Below are 16734 nucleotides of genomic sequence, written 5' to 3' on the forward strand. Positions count from 1 at the left end.
TTCTGTTGGACAAGCCAACGAAACAACTTATTGCTTGGTCACTCTTCAAGACTTGATATTTTTTCGAACCCGAAGGTTCTGGATATCGTCTTGTGGAGTGCCCACACAGATTGTCTGATAAATTGTTAAAGAGCAGTGAGTTAGCCGCCGTAGCTTGCTATCTCGAGGTGGCGTATATTACGCTTTTCACCTGAAGAGTCAAGCGTTTATTTCGCTTTTCTCTTCCTGACCCGGCGACTTAGTTCTCGTTAGAGGAGTCGTTGTTCCCGGTCAGTGGAGGCGCATTATAGGGAGTTCTCAGAAGGCCGCAACCCCTAATTGCAAAAAACTTTTCAAGCGCTCAAATAACCACCAAAAAAGGCGTTTTAGGATATTTATTAGCCAGAAAAGTGGTGTTTTAAGGCCATTGACTCGGTAAATCCTATAAACCCAATGAAAGCAGATAAAGAAAAGGGAGCGGTTTCCCGCTCCCTTTTATCGTAATGACTATAGATAGTCGTTACTGTCTGGCAACGATATGCTCGTTTTCTACATCCAGCGTCACCGGTTTGCCCGGAATCAGCTTGCCGGAAAGAATTTGCTGCGCCAATGGGTTTTCGATCTCCTGCTGGATAGCACGTTTCAACGGACGCGCACCATATACAGGGTCGAAACCGGTTTTGCCCAGCAGCTCCAACGCCGGTTCGGTCATAGTGACTTCGTAACCGCGTTCTTCCAGGCGTTTGTACAGACGTGCCAACTGAATCTTGGCGATCTCGGCAATGTGTTTCTGGCCGAGTGGGTGGAACACCACCACCTCATCTATACGGTTGATGAATTCCGGACGGAAATGATGTGTGACCATTTCCATCACAGATTCTTTCATCTGCGCGTAGTTCATCTGACCAAAGTGTTCCTGGATAAGATCGGACCCCAGGTTAGAAGTCATGATCACCACGGTATTACGGAAATCAACGGTGCGGCCCTGACCATCGGTCAGACGCCCGTCATCCAATACCTGCAGCAGGATGTTGAACACATCCGGGTGCGCCTTCTCAACTTCATCCAGCAGGATGACTGAATAAGGCCGACGACGCACTGCCTCGGTCAGATAACCGCCCTCTTCATACCCGACATAGCCCGGAGGCGCACCCACCAGCCGCGATACCGAATGTTTCTCCATAAACTCGGACATGTCGATACGCACCATGGCGTCGTCACTGTCAAACAGGAACGAAGCCAGCGCCTTACAGAGTTCGGTTTTACCCACCCCGGTCGGGCCGAGGAACAGGAATGAACCGATAGGCCGGTTTGGATCTGAAAGACCGGCACGGCTACGACGAATCGCGTTAGATACCGCGCTCACTGCTTCATCCTGGCCAATGACCCGAGAATGCAGCTCCTGCTCCAGACGCAACAGCTTGTCACGCTCGCCTTCCAGCATTCTGGCAACAGGAATACCGGTGGCACGCGCCAGCACTTCGGCGATTTCTGCGTCAGTCACCCGGTTACGCAACAGCTTCATGGTTTTGCCTTCGGCCAGCGTGGCAGCGGCAAGCTGTTTTTCCAGCTCTGGGATCTTACCGTACTGCAGTTCCGACATCCGCCCCAGATCGCCGACGCGCCGCGCCTGCTCCAGGGTGATCTTGGCCTGCTCAAGATCCGCTTTAATATTCTGCGTGCCGGAGAGTGAAGCTTTTTCCGCTTTCCACTCTTCTTCCAGCTCTGAATATTCGCGTTCTTTCTGCTCCAACTCACCGCTAAGCATTTCCAGACGTTTCTTGCTGGCGTCGTCCGACTCTTTACTCAGCGCCTGCTGCTCCAGCTTGAGCTGAATAATGCGGCGCTCCAGTCGATCGAGCGATTCCGGCTTCGAGTCCATCTGCATACGGATGCTGGACGCCGCCTCATCGATCAGGTCAATAGCCTTATCCGGCAATTGACGATCGGAGATGTAACGGTGTGACAACGTCGCCGCCGCAACAATCGCCGGGTCAGTGATCTGCACATGGTGATGCAGTTCATAACGTTCTTTCAGGCCGCGCAGAATTGCAATGGTGTCTTCAACGCTGGGTTCAGCCACATAGACTTTCTGGAAACGACGTTCGAGCGCCGCGTCCTTCTCTATATACTGGCGGTATTCGTCCAGCGTAGTGGCACCAACGCAGTGCAGTTCCCCACGTGCCAGCGCCGGTTTCAACATATTACCGGCATCCATCGCGCCATCGGCTTTACCCGCGCCGACCATAGTGTGCAATTCATCAATAAACAGAATGACGCTGCCTTCCTGTTTAGACAAATCACTCAGCACCGCTTTCAGACGCTCTTCGAACTCACCGCGGTACTTGGCACCGGCGATCAGCGCGCCCATGTCGAGGGACAACACGCGTTTATGTTTCAGGCCTTCCGGCACTTCACCATTGATGATGCGCTGCGCCAAACCTTCGACGATGGCGGTTTTACCCACGCCAGGTTCACCGATTAATACCGGGTTGTTTTTGGTACGGCGTTGCAACACCTGAATGGTGCGACGGATCTCTTCGTCACGGCCGATAACCGGGTCAAGTTTGCCCTGCTCGGCACGCTCGGTCAGATCAATAGTGTATTTCTTCAATGCCTGACGTTGGTCTTCAGCACCCTGATCTTCCACGCTGTCTCCACCTCGCATTTGTTCGATAGCCTTGCTGATTTTATCGGTCGTTGCACCGGCCGCTTTCAACAGATCGGTCAATGTTCCGCGATCTTCAAGCACCGCCAACACAAAGAGTTCGGAAGAAATGAATTTGTCCGCCCGCTTTTGCGCCAGCTTGTCGCACAGGTTAAGGACTCGCACCAGTTCATGGGACGGTTGAACGTCGCCACCGGTGCCTTCGACTTGAGGCTGACGAGACAGTGCCTGTTCGATTTCAGTGCGCACGCGCCCTGCATCAATACCGGCAGAAGTTAAGAGTGGACGAACCGTGCCCCCTTCCTGATTGAGCAAGGCGCTCATCAGATGTAACGGTTCAATAAACTGGTTGTCGCGCCCAAGGGCTAAAGATTGGGCATCGGCGAGGGCAAGCTGGAATTTGTTAGTAAGACGATCCAGACGCATAACACCTCCAAGATTGGGTCGAAATTGCTACTGGAGATTAAATGAGGTCATCCCTCAAAAATTCAAGGTTATTTCGACTGTATATTTTCGGTACTACATCATGCGTCTTTGGACCGTCCTAATTCAATAGGTTATATCAGCCAGATTAAACTTGCCAGACGTCCGGTTATTCCATCGCGACGATAGGAGAAAAAATGACTGATTTCGCTCACCGTACAGCGATCGCCACCGTAGATAGTGTGAATGCCTGCACGTTGCAAGCGTTGGCGAGCTAATAAATAGATATCGGCCAGGAATTTATCACCCTGGGGGGTAAAAGCCGCCGCTGCGGCGGCATCTACAGCAATAAATGCCGCACGGACCTCAGGCCCGACTTCAAACTGCTGCGGGCCAATCGCCGGCCCCAGCCAGGCGCTGATGCACCCTGGCTGGGCGGTAAAAGCGGCCAGAGTCTGTTCCAGCACGCCATTGCACAACCCACGCCAACCGGCATGGGCTGCGGCAACTTCATCACCGGCCTGCGAGCAAAACAGCACCGGCAAGCAATCTGCCGTCATCACGGCACACACCTGCCCCGGCACATTGCTGTAAACCGCATCCGCTTGCAGATCAGTTGGCGTTCGCCCATCCAGCCGCACTACACGGGTACCATGTACCTGTTCCAGCCAAACTGGCATCTGCGGCAGGCTGGCCCACTCCACCAGCCGTTGGCGGTTATCTGCCACCGCCCGCTCTTCATCACCCACGTGGGTTCCGAGGTTGAGCGAGTCATACGGTGGCAGGCTAATGCCGCCGTGACGGGTGGTGCTGCAGGCCTTTACCCTTGCAGGTAACGGCCAATCGGGCAGGATGAGCGGATCCATTACCAGTTCATCTGATCTTTGAATTCTTCGGTATCAGCTTTCAGCGCGTTAATCAGATCGACCATATCCTGTGGCAGCGGCGCGTGCCACTCCATCTGAATACCGCTGATTGGATGATATAAACGCAGCATGGTGGCGTGCAGTGCCTGGCGATCGAAACCGCGCAGCGCAGCAATAAATGCATCCGACGCACCTTTTGGTGGACGTGGACGGCCACCGTACAACTGATCACCCACCAACGGATGGTTGATGTGTGACATATGCACGCGGATCTGGTGAGTACGCCCGGTTTCCAAGCGCAGACGCAGACGGGTATGCGCACGGAAATGCTCCATAATGCGGTAATGGGTCACCGCAGGTTTGCCCATCGGGTGCACTGCCATATGGGTGCGTTTGGTCGAATGCCGCGAAATCGGCTCTTCGACGGTGCCGCCGGCGGTCATGGTACCAATAGCAACCGCTTCGTATTCACGGGTGATATCACGCGCCTGCAGCGCTTCGACCAGCCGGGTCTGCGCCGGAACGGTTTTTGCCACGACCATCAGACCGGTAGTGTCCTTGTCCAAACGGTGTACGATGCCCGCACGCGGCACATCGGCAATTTCAGGGTAGTAGTGCAGTAACGCATTGAGCACCGTGCCATCCGGGTTACCGGCGCCAGGGTGCACGACCAGGTCGCGTGGCTTGTTGATGACCAGAATGTCACTGTCTTCGTAGACGATATTCAGCGCGATGTCCTGCGGTTCCCAACGGGCGTCTTCTTCTATCTGTGCATCAATGGCGACCGTCTCTCCCCCCAGTACCTTCTCTTTCGGTTTGTTTATCGTTTTGCCATTAACCTGTACCCGATTGTCCAGGATCCAATCTTTTATGCGAGATCGTGAATAATCAGGGAACAATTCGGCCAAAGCCTGATCTAAACGTTGTCCGAGTTGAGATTCGGCCACCGTTGCGGTGAGTTGTACTTGTTGTGCCATATGCAGCTTCTTCGTTAACGTTGGGTTTTCACGGCGATGCCGTTTAATATAATGTGCTATTGTAACTGGTCTTTGTCGGGAGCTTAACGGACAGTCTCCCGGAATAACACCCTGAGGATAATCAAAACGTCATGACGCGTATGAAATATCTGGTGGCGGCAGCCACGTTGAGCCTGGCGCTGGCAGGTTGCTCCACATCCAAGGATGCGGTTCCCGACAACCCACCTTCGGAAATCTATGCTACTGCCCAGCAAAAACTGCAGGACGGTAACTTTAAGGGCGCGATTACGCAACTCGAAGCGTTAGATAACCGCTATCCTTTCGGGCCGTACTCCCAGCAGGTTCAGTTAGACCTGATTTATGCCTACTACAAATCTGCCGATTTACCGCTGGCTCAGGCGTCTATCGATCGTTTCATGCGTCTGAACCCTACGCACCCGAACATCGACTACGTGATGTACATGCGTGGTCTGACCGATATGGCGTTGGATGACAGTGCATTGCAAGGCTTCTTCGGGGTCGATCGTTCAGACCGCGATCCACAGCATGCTCGCGCTGCGTTTCGCGATTTCAGCCAGCTGATTCAGCAATACCCGAACAGCCAGTATGTGACCGATGCCAACAAGCGTCTGGTGTATCTGAAAGACCGCCTGGCCAAGTATGAGCTTTCGGTGGTGGAATACTACACTAAACGCGGTGCCTACGTCGCGGTCGTTAATCGTGCCGAACAGATGCTACGTGAATATCCAGATACTCAAGCGACGCGCGACGCGCTGCCGCTGATGGAAAATGCATATAAGCAGTTGCAACTGAACGGTCAGGCCGACAAAGTGGCCAAAGTGATTACCGCCAACCCGGCATAACCGAATTGGCAACGACAGAAAAACAAAACGGCAGCTTCGGCTGCCGTTTTCATTTGCTGCGAACTTAACCAGAACAGGATAAATACACAAGCAAAAACACGATGTTAGCAAGATTGCGCCACCGCTTATCCTTTCAATAATGCGCGTTCCGCTCACAAGACTCAAGCGTTAGATAGCCATTTCAAATGCTGAATCACAGATTGAACTAACTTTGCAAAAAGTGACAAAAATACGTGATTTTCATCACGCATTTAAGCAAGAAGCGGGGTATGCTGGATCCATCCAAGACGGAAAGACAGAGAGGTAAGTTATATGACATTGAACATTACCAGCAAACAAATGGATATCACTCCCGCAATCCGCAGTCACGTCGAAGACCGTCTCACCAAACTGGAAAAATGGCAGGCCCAACTGATTAACCCGCATATCGTCTTATCCAAAGAGCCGAAAGGGTTTGTTGCCGATGCCACCATTACTACCCCTAACGGCCCGCTGGTCGCCAGCGCAAAACATGAAGACATGTACACCGCCGTTAACGATCTGATCGCCAAGCTGGAGCGCCAGTTAAACAAGGTGCAGCACAAAGGCGAAGCGCGCCGTGCCGCGACCAGCGTGAAGGACATCGTTCCGGAAGTCGAGCCGGAACAGGAATAACCGTTTAGCGGCTGTTTCACATCAAACGCGCCTGAGGGCGCGTTTTTTGTCTGGTTTTTTTATTGACGAGATAAAGGCCTGCGGTTACTTTAAAACCTGTCTCATGCATACTCTGGATAACCCATGTTCCGTAAACCGTTTTTCTTCGCATTCTTTTTTACCTTCCCCTGATTGGGAGGCGTTTCGTCGTGTGATAAAGAATGCGAAGACGAACAGCAAAGCCTCCTGAAACCAGGGGGCTTTTTTTATGGCTATTTTACGACGTATAAAAATACAAGGCAGAAGCTGATTATGACTGACAACCCGTTACTCGTGCTGCGCAAACGCATCAGCGCACTGGATCTGAAACTGCTGTCCTTGCTGGCAGAACGCCGTGAGCTCGCAGTGGAAGTAGGAAAGACCAAGCTGCACTCTCACCGGCCAATCCGTGATAAAGAGCGCGAACGCGACCTGCTGGACGCCCTGATCGCCGCCGCCAAACCCTACGACCTGGACGGTTTTTACGTTACCCGCCTGTTTCAACTGATTATCGAAGACTCGGTATTAACCCAACAGTCGCTACTGCAGAACCAGCTCAATCAAGTTAGCCAGCATTCCGCCCGCATCGCCTTCCTTGGCCCCAAGGGGTCTTATTCACACCTGGCCGCGCGCCAATATGCCGCTCGCCATTTCGATCAGTTGGTCGAGTGCGGTTGCCAGAAATTCCAGGACATTTTTACTCAGGTCGAAACCGGTCAGGCGGATTACGCCATCCTGCCGATCGAAAACACCAGCTCCGGTTCGATTAACGACGTTTACGACCTGCTGCAACACACCAGCCTGTCGATCGTCGGCGAGTTGACCAACCCTATCGATCACTGTGTCCTGGTCGCCAGCGAGACCGATCTCGCCCAGATTGAAACCGTATATAGCCACCCGCAGCCGTTCCAGCAATGCAGCCAATTCATTAACCGTTATCCACACTGGAAAATCGAATACTGTGAAAGCACGGCCGCCGCGATGGAAAAAGTGGCCAAATTGAACTCGCCAAAAGCCGCAGCGCTAGGCAGCGAAGCCGGTGGAGCCCTCTATGGGCTGCAGGTGCTGGAGCATAACCTGGCTAATCAGCAGCAAAATATCACTCGCTTCATCGTGCTGGCACGCAAGGCTATCGAAGTTTCCGAACAGGTACCAGCCAAAACCACGTTGATTATGGCGACCGGCCAGCAGTCAGGCGCATTGGTTGAAGCCCTGCTGGTGCTGCGTGAAAACGGCATCATCATGACCAAACTGGAATCTCGCCCGATTAACGGCAATCCGTGGGAGGAAATGTTTTATATCGATGTGCAGGCTAACCTGCGTTCTGAATCAATGCAGAAAGCATTGAAGGATCTGACACCCATCACCCGCTCGCTAAAAGTACTGGGTTGCTACCCAAGCGACAACGTGGTGCCGGTTAATCCGTCCTGAATGAGATAAAAAAAGGGTTCGGCCATTGCCGAACCCGGATATTTTATTGCCGACTGTCGTTCGCCTGACGTAGCAGCGAACGGCTTTCCACCAGGAAACGCTGTGCGTAGTCGCCAAACCAATGCTCGACCTTCTGGAAGCTCTGGATAAAGGCTTGTTTATCGCCCTGCTCCAGCAGCTTTATCGCTTCACCAAACCGCTGGTAGTAGCGTTTGATTAATGCAATGTTCTCTTCCGACGACATGATGATATCGGCGTACAACTGCGGATCCTGAGCAAACAGCCGCCCAACCATGGCCAGCTCCAGCCGGTAGATGGGCGAGGACAATGCCAGCAACTGTTCTAGCTGTACGTTCTCTTCCGCCAGATGCAGACCGTAGGCAAAGGTCGCAAAATGGCGTAATGCCTGGATGAACGCCATGTTCTGATCGTGCTCAACCGCGCTGATACGGTGCAAACGCGCGCCCCATACCTGCAACTGCTCCAGCAACCATTGATAGGCCTCCGGTTGGCGACCATCACAGTAGACCACCACCTGCTTGGCCACGCTGCCTACGTCCGGACCAAACATCGGATGCAGCCCTACCACAGGCCCTGTATGTGCCGCCAGCATGGCATTCAGTGGGCGATTTTTTACCGAAGCCAGATCGACCAGGATACAGTCCGCCGGCAGTGGCGGTAACCGCTCAATGACCTGTTCTGTCACGTGAATCGGCACGCTGACAATCACCATGCCGGCGTCAGCCAGCAAGGTGTCGGCCTGTGGCCAATCTTGCTGATCCAATACCTTGACCTGATAGCCGGACAGCGTCAGTAGGCGGTTAAACAGCCGCCCCATTTGACCGTTACCGCCGATAATGACAATCGGGCGCAGCTGTGGGTGCAGGGTTTTAAAGCCTTTGTCGTTCTCGCTGACATAAGACTCACGCATGACCCGGCGTAGTACATCCTCGATCAGGTCAGGTGGCACGCCAAGCTTCTCGGCTTCTTGACGCCGTGAGGCTAACATCGCCGCCTCACGTTCAGGAACATACACCGGTAAACCGTGGTGGCTTTTAACCTCACCCACTTCCGCCACCAGCTGCAAGCGTTTTGCCAGCAGCCCCAGCAGAGCCTTATCCACTTCGTCGATTTGATCGCGCAACGCGGTCAGTTCAGCCACCATAACTTACTACTCTCCAGTACGTGCCGTCAGCGCAGTGCCGAGTTCCTGGTGCATATGGCGCAGCAGCGTCTCTGTACTTTCCCAGTTAATGCAGGCGTCAGTAACAGAAACCCCGTAACGCATATCTGCACGAGGTTGTTCAGAAGACTGACTGCCTTCGTGCAGGTGGCTTTCCAGCATGATGCCGGTGATCGAACGGTTACCCGCTTTAATCTGCTCTACCACGGACTCGGCAACCGCCGGCTGACGACGATAATCTTTGTTCGAGTTGCCATGGCTGCAATCTATCATCAAGGACGGGTGGAGTCCCGCCTCCTGCATCTGTTTTTCGCAAGCCGCAACGTCTTCGGCGCTGTAGTTCGGCGTTTTGCCGCCGCGCAGGATCACGTGCCCATCCGGGTTACCCTGCGTTTGCAGCAGGCACACTTGCCCAGCCTGGTTGATGCCGACAAAGCGGTGTGGCATCGCCGCAGCACGCATGGCATTGATTGCCGTACCCAGGCTGCCGTCAGTACCATTTTTGAAGCCTACCGGCATCGACAACCCTGAAGCCATCTCACGGTGAGTTTGTGATTCCGTGGTGCGCGCACCAATCGCTGACCAGCTGAACAGGTCGCCCAGGTATTGCGGGCTGTTCGGATCCAGGGCTTCGGTGGCCAACGGCAGACCCATACCCACCAGATCCAGCAGCAGGCGACGCGCGATGTGCAAACCGGCTTCAACATCAAACGAACCATCCATGTACGGATCGTTAATCAGGCCTTTCCAGCCGACCGTGGTTCGTGGTTTTTCAAAATAGACACGCATAACGATATACAGCTGATCGCTCAATTCAGCCGACAGGGTTTTCAAATGACGGGCGTAATCCAGCGCGGCATCCGGATCATGAATAGAACAAGGTCCGCACACCACCAGCAGGCGATGATCGCGCCCCTGTAAAATATCGGCGATGGTTTTACGCGCGGTAGCGATTTCATTTTCATCGCTGGCGCTGAGCGGGAACTGGTTCTTCAGCTCTTCCGGAGTGATCAGAATTTGTTCTGCACTGATATGAACGTTATTGAGCGCGTCTTTTTGCATGATGCTATTCCTGTCGTTTGCCGTTATGCGTAAGCGTTAATACAACCTTGAGCGTTTCAGGTCCTTACCATATCACGGGATGTAAAGTTTTCAATCCGATATCTGTAAATAAAAAATTACCATCAGATAAAATCCCAGAAAAACAGTTTACACACAGACACGAAAAACAAATTAATCATATGATATATAAATAAAAATACCCATAAAAGCCAAGATGGTTCGTTTACTTTTTTTGACCTTTACTGATCGACGTCATCGCTACAAAATGTAAATATAAGTGTACAGTCACTTTATTCATCCGTATCCCCGACTGCGGTACGCCTCTCCGTTGAACCTGGATTATCCAGCATGCATCTTTGTCGACTGTTGCTACCAGGCGACAACCGCAGCTAAAGCCCAGTCAAACGCTAAGGACACTCAGCATGATATGCCACAGGAAGGGGTTAATTAAGTAGAAGAAAAGTGAATAAGTGATGATGAGAAATTAAAAACTTAAGCTAATCGTAGCTATTTTGGTCACCATGACGAACCGATATAATGTGACTGACATCACTTATAATCACTCTTAACAACTGGATCCAAAATGCTCTCTTTACGCGCTCGCCGCGCTATTCCGCTGTTCATTAGCTGCTTAACGACTTTCACCAGTGTTTCAGCCCTTGCCGACAATACGCTTTTCACCGCGATGGACGATCCGGCCACCGCTAAAAAGCCGTTTGAAGGCAATGTCCAGGCGGGTTACAACTCGCAGTCTGGCAACTCACAAAGCTCAACCCTGTTGGCCAACACCAGCATGACCTGGTTCAACAGCGATGCCGCCTACAGCCTGTGGGGAGCCGCCAACAACACCACGTCCTCCAACGTGCGCTCATCGGAAAAGTATCAGGCCGGCGGCCGTACCCGTTATAACCTGTCCGATCGCAACTACCTGTTCGGTCAGGCAAGCTGGCTGAGCGACCGCTTCAACGGTTATGACTCTCGCTCCACGCTGACCGGCGGTTATGGTCGCCAAATCCTCAACGGCCCACTCAGCGATCTGCGGGTCGAATTTGGTCCAGGTGTGCGTCACGATGAATATAAAGGCGGTGGCCGCTCAACCAAAGCCCTGGCTTACGGTGCAGCCAACTATTCGTACCAGCTGACCGATAATACCAAGTTCTCCGAAGGCGTTTCCGCCCTGGCGAACGAAGAAACCACGCTGAACTCCGAAACCGCGCTGAGCGTTGCGATAAACGACAGGTTCGCCCTGCGTCTGGCTTACACCGTGACTTACAACAGTAAACCGCCGGCGTCAGCGCCGAAGAACACCGACACGACTACTTCAATCAGTTTGGTGTACGGCCTGTAATCCTTCCGTCCCAATACCTATGACGCCGCTAAGCCCATCATCGATGGGCTTTTTTTATGCCTGAGGTGTCAGTGTCAACCAGACCATGCCCAAGGCTTTCAGCGCATCGGTAGAACACTGGAAGTCTGCATTCCCCCCGCTGACCTGTACCTGATTGCCCGGTAAACGCGCAATATCATAGACGTCGATATTGCCGTCAATATCGATCAGCCAACGGCCATTGGCAATGTGAGTCACGGCCAAATCCACCAGCCAGGATAGCCGGCCGCCATCAATGTAAGCTGGCTTCGCGACCCCTGCCGGGATCAGTGAACTGTCCGCCAGCCATTCTCCCGCATCTTTCAACTGTCCGGCGACGAGCCGGTGCTTCGGCAACGCACGTCCTCCCGCAGGTACAGCCTCCGGGCTGTTACCACTCCCCATCTCACCCTGCCCGGTTGCCAGCCACAACAGAGAAACGCCGGTATCCAGAGCACAGGTCACCACAATATCGCCTGGGAAATAGTTACGACGAACCCAGGTACTCATGGTGCCTGACGAAATGCCCAGCAAATCACCGAGTTCCTTCTGCAGACTGAAACCATAAGCATCGAGGATACGGCGTAGCACGCCTTTACCGCCGGAGGCCAGAACCCGATCGTAAAGCGCTTTGCCCTGTGCAGGTTGAATGGACTTGCGTTCATTTTTTGCTTTTGCAAGCTCACCGCTCATCAACCAGGCCAAATCAGCGCCCGTCGCCAGGGCACAGCTGATAATCACATAGCCGGGCACACTGCCGCGTTGTTGCCAACTGCTGATGTTATTAGGGGCTATCCCCAAGATTTCACTCAGCTCTTTTTGCGTGCTAACACCATAAGATGAAAGGATCCTTTCAATCACTGCGCCTACGGAGGCGCTATCGTTCACAGTCTCTTCACGCATATCATCACCGATTAAAATCAAAATTTGCATTTACAAGTCGCATTTTGCGATTTAAAGTACCATCACAACGTTGCACAAACGACTCATATGTCACTTTAGTTAAGATGATGCGACATGATTGATGAAAATGCAAATGCCACGGTAATCCAATAGCGAGTTACACCGACAGTAGCCTGACAGAAAGCAGGTATGCCAGCGATAAAGTGGCCGTGACACGACCAGGAACCCACCTCGCTTTTGCAAGCCTATTCATCAATCCGTCTCCAGGGAGGTTGTCATGCTGCTGGCGAGTGAAGAGCAACGGGCTATCGGCCTACGGCGCATTGGTGAAATCCGCCGCACGCTGTTCGCCCAAAATAAAAATCAGGCCGAGGAGATCTACAACACAGCTCCGCTGCATCTACGTCACACGCTCTGTTTTCATGCAGGCTTGACCGAACGTCACGTGATGCTGCGGTTCCACGAAATGAGCTATCCCCAGCGACAACAAATTGTCGCTGCGCTCAATGCATTCATTGAGTTGGGCAAGTCACTGCCGCGCTATATCAGCGAAGACGATTGCTTGCTGAATCATAAAAAATAGCCGTTCTGCAACTTCTGGCGTGCAACCCGCCGGATGTCGTTCGGCCCAAATTCCCCTAACAGGAAAACGCACCATGGCTGATACCATTGATATGGCGCAAGAGCGCCAGGCACTGATGCTCGAGAAACAAATCGCGCACGCCAGACCCGTCGTCACCCAGGCCTCTGAGCTGTTTTGCGTCGAGTGTGACGCGGCAATCCCAGAGGTACGGCGCCGCGCTATTCCCGGCGTAATCCGCTGCGTGGCCTGCCAAGAGATCGCAGAGGCTCAACAACGTCATTTCATCCGGCGTTAGACAATGTCTGCTCCCCCCGATCGTGTAGGCCGCCAACCCTCGCCCCTGTTTGAAGGCGCCTACTCCTGGAATATCCCGCGACCAGCTATTGGTCGCGAACCCACGCTAAACCGCGATCGGCTACGCCAGTGGCAGGCCGCACTGCAGCGCGTCAATACCCTGCCTTATTATTTGCGCATACAGTTTACCGAGCGCCACCAACATCTGTTGAGTCAGCAGGGCCAGAAAGCGGCCTGGCACTATCTGGTGTTGGTTTTCGAACGTCGTATATGGCCGCGTATTCAACAAGTGAACGACAAATTTGGCCTGAATCGGCAGGCCTCAATGCGCTTTGGCAACGAGGCAGACAGCTATCATGCTCTGCCAACGCTGGGTGACAAAGCGCTGGAACAGTTGGCAAAACGTATTGCCGGCCAGTTACTGGCGCTTTATCAAAGTGAGTGTGACACCCTACTGGTGAAACATGCGGGAGAGACTTCAGCACTGCTATGCAACGAATTTCAATCACGGCTGTATGGCCAAATTGCCGGCATGGCACGCGCTTGCAATATCCAGCCAATGCATTGGCAGTGCTACCGCAAGGGACTGCTGGACAGCCACCGCGCGGTAGCGGCACTGTCGAGACTGACCAGCGATCGCTGGTGGCTCCGACGCCTGAAAATGCAACGCATGCAGTGGCGTGAGGCGTTACTGATTGCCATCGGCAATGTCAGCCGCAACGCTTCACCCTATGCCAGTCGACAGGCCATCCGGGACGTGAAGGCTCGACGCCAGTCAAACCTGGATTATCTGCGCCGCTGCGATTTGGAGAATACCCTTACCGGGGAGCGTATCGATCTGATGGAGAAAGTGCTGGGCAGCATTGCCAACCCAGCCATTCGCCGTATGGAACTAATGAATACTCTGGCGGGGATTGAAGCCTACGCAGCAACCAGCAACCACATCGGTCTGTTTATCACCCTGACGACTCCCGCACGTTTTCATCCCACTCGTACCCTCGCCGGCCACGGCAAGACACGCTTTAATCACCGCTGGGATCGTGAGGATTTCACCCCAAAAGACGGCCAAGGCTACCTGGTGAAACAATGGAGTAAAATGCGCACCGCTTTCAAAGATCACCAGTTGCAAGTCTATGGTGTTCGAGTGGTAGAACCGCACCACGACGGCACACCGCATTGGCACCTGATGCTGTTTACCCCCCAACCCCACCGTCAGCAAGTGATCAATATTCTGCGCCGCTATGCGCTGCAGCAAGATGCAGGGGAACCCGGAGCGCAGGAGAATCGCCTCCACTGTAAGCACCTGAACAGGGGAGGCGCGACCGCTTACATGGCCAAATACATTGCCAAGAACCTCGATGGCTATGCGCTGGAAGGAGAACGGGATCACGAGACGGGCACCCCACTAAGCGAAACTGCCAATGCGGTCAGCGCCTGGGCCAGTACCTGGCGCATTCCGCAGTTTCACCCTTTTGGTCTACCCAGCATAGGCGCCTACCGTGAATGTCGTCGTATTCGTGGGCATAGCCTGTCGCAGCAGTTCGATGAGCGAACCGAAGCCGTACGTGCCGCGGCCGATGCTGGCGATTTTGCCGGTTATATCACCGCTCAGGGTGGTGCCAATGTACCGCGCAGCCAACAGTGGGTGCGTGTAGCTCGTGATGATGCTCCCACATTGAACAGCTATGACGAACGTGTGCAAAAGGTGGTCGGTATTTATGCCTCCCATCTGGGCCCTGATCGGATATACCGAACCCGTACGTTGCAATGGCGCATCGTGGCTAAAAACTCTGAGGCCGCGACACCTTGGAGTTCTGCCAATAACTGTGGATCACTGTCGGTAAACCGCCCAGAACCCGCTCCTTCTGCACGTCTGACGCCAGCACAACAACAGCGTTGTCTGACGATTGCCCGAGATCTTCGACAAATCGGCATCGATCCTCAACGCTGGCAGTTGGAAGTGTTAGTGAGGGGAGGGAAAATCAGCTTCGACGGACGCCTTGTACAATTTCCGCTAATCAATGACTGGGCAAATTTTTACTGCACAAATGATAAATCCAATCATTGACGCCTTTAGCGTTTTGCTTAATACTGTATAAATAAACAGTATACTTAAGAGAGGGCAAGAACAGTGGAAATTATGGATAAACAACAGCTAACACTGTCCCGCATCCAGTTCATCGCCGATGTTTCGCAGGCCGCACAGTGCAATGCCACCGAATTTCTGATCGCCATGTCGCTGATTTCAGATCTGGCCAGCCAGGTGCTGCCAGACAATGATTATCAAGAAATATTTTACCCGGCAGATCGACAGGACTCTCGCTAAATCAGCGTTTGCTTAAGCTACCCCCCCCTTTTCCAACACCCGCTACCGGCGGGTGTTTTCGTTTCTGCCAGCAGCATTTTCTCCCTTCCGTTGTGCCAGCGCATCCACAACCCCATCGCGTTGCCGACGCCTGCCTCGCACGGGAAACTGGGATATATCCAGGGCCTCCGCGCCCATATCACTTTCCCCCAAGCAGGAGCCTAATGATGAAAATTTATGCACAACAAGGTGACACCATCGACGCAATTTGCTGGCGCTATTACGGCAGCACTCAGCGTCTGGTAGAGCAGGTTTATCTCGCCAATCGCGGCCTGGCCGATGCAGGCCCAATCCTCCCCCACGGTCATCCGGTCGAACTGCCGGATCTGCCAGCGGCCGCTCAACGAGAAACCGTCAAACTGTGGGACTAAACGATGGAGAAACTCACCTCAACGCTTGCCTACCTTACGGCGGCCTGCCTGGCCTGGATGGGGCGGCACTCTACACAAGACATTGCCCTTTTGGTCGGTGCTGCGGTCGGTGTTGGTACTTTTGCGGTGAATTGGTACTACCGGCGTAAAAGCTACCAGCTGTTGAAATCGTTAAAAAAAAACGGTCTGAAACGCGGAGTCTACGATGAGCTCACTCGCTAAACGCTGCAGCGTGGCGGCTATTTTGGCCCTCGCCGCCCTGCTGCCACAGTTCAATACCCTGCACACCTCTGAGCAGGGATTGCGTCTGATTGCCGATTTCGAAGGCTGCCGGCTTTCACCTTATCAGTGCAGTGCCGGCGTCTGGACCAACGGTATCGGCCATACCGCTGGGGTGAAATCCGCCACCGTCATCAACGAACGACAGGCGGCCGCCAATCTGATCGACGATGTCCGCACCGTCGAACGCGGTATCGCCCGCTGTATGGCGGTAGAGATGCCGCAGCCGGTTTATGACGCAGTCAGCGCCTTTGCTTTCAACGTAGGAGTTAGCGCGGCCTGCAATTCCACATTAGCCACCTTTATCAAGCGCCAACAATGGCAGGAAGCTTGCGATCAGCTACCCCGCTGGGTCTATGTCAACGGCGTTAAAAACCAAGGGCTTGAACGCCGCCGCACTGCCGAACAGGCGCTGTGCCTGCAGGGTGCCCAGCGCTGATCGCAGCTGC

18 protein-coding genes and 1 other annotated feature are annotated in these 16734 nt (G+C 53.5%); of the genes, 12 read left to right on the forward strand and 6 right to left on the reverse strand.

Annotated elements, in window-relative coordinates:
* Window positions 1-499: 499 nt before the first annotated feature.
* The 3 genes from clpB to rluD all read right to left on the reverse strand — a co-directional run bounded on the left by clpB (window position 500) and on the right by rluD (window position 4913).
* Window positions 500-3073 carry an ATP-dependent chaperone ClpB gene (gene clpB, locus OC597_RS11510; RefSeq protein ID WP_085120345.1) on the reverse strand — a complete coding sequence of 858 codons (2574 nt, stop codon included), beginning with the start codon at window positions 3071-3073 and terminating at the stop codon, window positions 500-502.
* 131 nt (window positions 3074-3204) lie between these two features.
* Complete coding sequence (yfiH, locus tag OC597_RS11515; RefSeq protein WP_262208790.1) at window positions 3205-3936, reverse strand: purine nucleoside phosphorylase YfiH; 732 nt, start codon at window positions 3934-3936, stop codon at window positions 3205-3207.
* Entirely contained in the window at window positions 3936-4913 is a 978-nt protein-coding gene (rluD, locus tag OC597_RS11520) for a 23S rRNA pseudouridine(1911/1915/1917) synthase RluD (RefSeq protein WP_099062829.1), read from the reverse strand. Before rluD ends, yfiH begins: the two co-directional genes overlap by 1 nt.
* Before the next feature lie 131 nt (window positions 4914-5044).
* On the opposite strand from rluD, the gene bamD reads away from it, so the two are divergent.
* The 4 genes from bamD (at window position 5045) to pheA (ending at window position 7879) form a co-directional block, all read left to right on the forward strand.
* Window positions 5045-5776 (forward strand): outer membrane protein assembly factor BamD, encoded by a 732-nt coding sequence (gene bamD / locus OC597_RS11525; protein WP_099062828.1) that lies wholly within the window; start codon window positions 5045-5047, stop codon window positions 5774-5776.
* A gap of 312 nt (window positions 5777-6088) precedes the next feature.
* Window positions 6089-6430, forward strand: coding sequence for a ribosome-associated translation inhibitor RaiA (gene raiA / locus OC597_RS11530; protein WP_013811573.1), 342 nt, complete (start codon window positions 6089-6091; stop codon window positions 6428-6430).
* 122 nt (window positions 6431-6552) lie between these two features.
* Window positions 6553-6679 (forward strand) — a sequence feature (Phe leader region).
* Complete coding sequence (locus OC597_RS11535) at window positions 6554-6601, forward strand: hypothetical protein (protein ID WP_197724615.1); 48 nt, start codon at window positions 6554-6556, stop codon at window positions 6599-6601. It overlaps the preceding feature by 48 nt.
* A 42-nt stretch (window positions 6680-6721) precedes the next feature.
* Window positions 6722-7879, forward strand: a complete 1158-nt coding sequence (gene pheA, locus OC597_RS11540; RefSeq protein WP_261424822.1) for a bifunctional chorismate mutase/prephenate dehydratase — start codon at window positions 6722-6724, stop codon at window positions 7877-7879.
* Window positions 7880-7922: 43 nt separating this feature from the next.
* Here pheA and tyrA read toward each other — a convergent pair whose 3' ends face one another.
* On the reverse strand, window positions 7923-9044 hold the full coding sequence (gene tyrA, locus OC597_RS11545) for a bifunctional chorismate mutase/prephenate dehydrogenase (RefSeq protein WP_261424823.1): 1122 nt from the start codon (window positions 9042-9044) through the stop codon (window positions 7923-7925).
* A gap of 6 nt (window positions 9045-9050) precedes the next feature.
* Window positions 9051-10124, reverse strand: a complete 1074-nt coding sequence (locus OC597_RS11550) for a 3-deoxy-7-phosphoheptulonate synthase (protein ID WP_261257482.1) — start codon at window positions 10122-10124, stop codon at window positions 9051-9053.
* A 583-nt stretch (window positions 10125-10707) separates the two neighbouring features.
* Here OC597_RS11550 and OC597_RS11555 point away from each other — a divergent pair.
* Entirely contained in the window at window positions 10708-11472 is a 765-nt protein-coding gene (locus OC597_RS11555) for a DUF481 domain-containing protein (RefSeq protein WP_261285648.1), read from the forward strand.
* Window positions 11473-11526: 54 nt separating this feature from the next.
* Here OC597_RS11555 and OC597_RS11560 read toward each other — a convergent pair whose 3' ends face one another.
* Window positions 11527-12423 carry a helix-turn-helix domain-containing protein gene (locus tag OC597_RS11560; RefSeq protein ID WP_261285647.1) on the reverse strand — a complete coding sequence of 299 codons (897 nt, stop codon included), beginning with the start codon at window positions 12421-12423 and terminating at the stop codon, window positions 11527-11529.
* Between the two features lie 247 nt (window positions 12424-12670).
* Here OC597_RS11560 and repB point away from each other — a divergent pair, with 247 nt between their 5' ends.
* The 7 genes from repB to OC597_RS11595 all read left to right on the forward strand — a co-directional run bounded on the left by repB (window position 12671) and on the right by OC597_RS11595 (window position 16724).
* Complete coding sequence (repB, locus tag OC597_RS11565) at window positions 12671-12976, forward strand: phage replication protein B (protein ID WP_085120336.1); 306 nt, start codon at window positions 12671-12673, stop codon at window positions 12974-12976.
* Window positions 12977-13049: 73 nt separating this feature from the next.
* A complete protein-coding gene (locus OC597_RS11570) occupies window positions 13050-13271 on the forward strand; it encodes a TraR/DksA C4-type zinc finger protein (RefSeq protein WP_085120335.1) in 222 nt (73 codons plus the stop codon).
* A gap of 3 nt (window positions 13272-13274) precedes the next feature.
* Window positions 13275-15338 carry a replication endonuclease gene (locus OC597_RS11575; RefSeq protein ID WP_262208798.1) on the forward strand — a complete coding sequence of 688 codons (2064 nt, stop codon included), beginning with the start codon at window positions 13275-13277 and terminating at the stop codon, window positions 15336-15338.
* Window positions 15339-15401: 63 nt separating this feature from the next.
* Window positions 15402-15596: a hypothetical protein gene (locus OC597_RS11580; RefSeq protein WP_085120333.1), complete on the forward strand. Its 195-nt coding sequence runs from the start codon at window positions 15402-15404 to the stop codon at window positions 15594-15596.
* A gap of 206 nt (window positions 15597-15802) precedes the next feature.
* Complete coding sequence (locus tag OC597_RS11585) at window positions 15803-16006, forward strand: tail protein X (RefSeq protein WP_085120332.1); 204 nt, start codon at window positions 15803-15805, stop codon at window positions 16004-16006.
* A 3-nt stretch (window positions 16007-16009) separates the two neighbouring features.
* Window positions 16010-16228 (forward strand): HP1 family phage holin, encoded by a 219-nt coding sequence (locus OC597_RS11590; RefSeq protein ID WP_012005317.1) that lies wholly within the window; start codon window positions 16010-16012, stop codon window positions 16226-16228.
* Window positions 16212-16724 (forward strand): lysozyme, encoded by a 513-nt coding sequence (locus tag OC597_RS11595; RefSeq protein WP_261257473.1) that lies wholly within the window; start codon window positions 16212-16214, stop codon window positions 16722-16724. The genes OC597_RS11590 and OC597_RS11595 overlap by 17 nt, the downstream gene beginning before the upstream one ends.
* Window positions 16725-16734: the final 10 nt, after the last annotated feature.

The sequence above is a fragment of the Serratia proteamaculans genome, assembly GCF_946227095.1.
Classification (GTDB): Bacteria; Pseudomonadota; Gammaproteobacteria; order Enterobacterales; family Enterobacteriaceae; genus Serratia; species Serratia proteamaculans_E.

Excerpts from the sequence above, each read along its gene's own strand:
- clpB (WP_085120345.1), bottom strand. The coding sequence starts at position 3,073 with ATGCGTCTGGATCGTCTTACTAACAAATTCCAGCTTGCCCTCGCCGAT.
- yfiH (WP_262208790.1), bottom strand. The coding sequence starts at position 3,936 with ATGGATCCGCTCATCCTGCCCGATTGGCCGTTACCTGCAAGGGTAAAG.
- rluD (WP_099062829.1), bottom strand. The coding sequence starts at position 4,913 with ATGGCACAACAAGTACAACTCACCGCAACGGTGGCCGAATCTCAACTC.
- bamD (WP_099062828.1), top strand. The coding sequence starts at position 5,045 with ATGACGCGTATGAAATATCTGGTGGCGGCAGCCACGTTGAGCCTGGCG.
- raiA (WP_013811573.1), top strand. The coding sequence starts at position 6,089 with ATGACATTGAACATTACCAGCAAACAAATGGATATCACTCCCGCAATC.
- pheA (WP_261424822.1), top strand. The coding sequence starts at position 6,722 with ATGACTGACAACCCGTTACTCGTGCTGCGCAAACGCATCAGCGCACTG.
- tyrA (WP_261424823.1), bottom strand. The coding sequence starts at position 9,044 with ATGGTGGCTGAACTGACCGCGTTGCGCGATCAAATCGACGAAGTGGAT.
- OC597_RS11550 (WP_261257482.1), bottom strand. The coding sequence starts at position 10,124 with ATGCAAAAAGACGCGCTCAATAACGTTCATATCAGTGCAGAACAAATT.
- OC597_RS11555 (WP_261285648.1), top strand. The coding sequence starts at position 10,708 with ATGCTCTCTTTACGCGCTCGCCGCGCTATTCCGCTGTTCATTAGCTGC.
- OC597_RS11560 (WP_261285647.1), bottom strand. The coding sequence starts at position 12,423 with ATGCAAATTTTGATTTTAATCGGTGATGATATGCGTGAAGAGACTGTG.
- repB (WP_085120336.1), top strand. The coding sequence starts at position 12,671 with ATGCTGCTGGCGAGTGAAGAGCAACGGGCTATCGGCCTACGGCGCATT.
- OC597_RS11570 (WP_085120335.1), top strand. The coding sequence starts at position 13,050 with ATGGCTGATACCATTGATATGGCGCAAGAGCGCCAGGCACTGATGCTC.
- OC597_RS11575 (WP_262208798.1), top strand. The coding sequence starts at position 13,275 with ATGTCTGCTCCCCCCGATCGTGTAGGCCGCCAACCCTCGCCCCTGTTT.
- OC597_RS11585 (WP_085120332.1), top strand. The coding sequence starts at position 15,803 with ATGAAAATTTATGCACAACAAGGTGACACCATCGACGCAATTTGCTGG.
- OC597_RS11590 (WP_012005317.1), top strand. The coding sequence starts at position 16,010 with ATGGAGAAACTCACCTCAACGCTTGCCTACCTTACGGCGGCCTGCCTG.
- OC597_RS11595 (WP_261257473.1), top strand. The coding sequence starts at position 16,212 with ATGAGCTCACTCGCTAAACGCTGCAGCGTGGCGGCTATTTTGGCCCTC.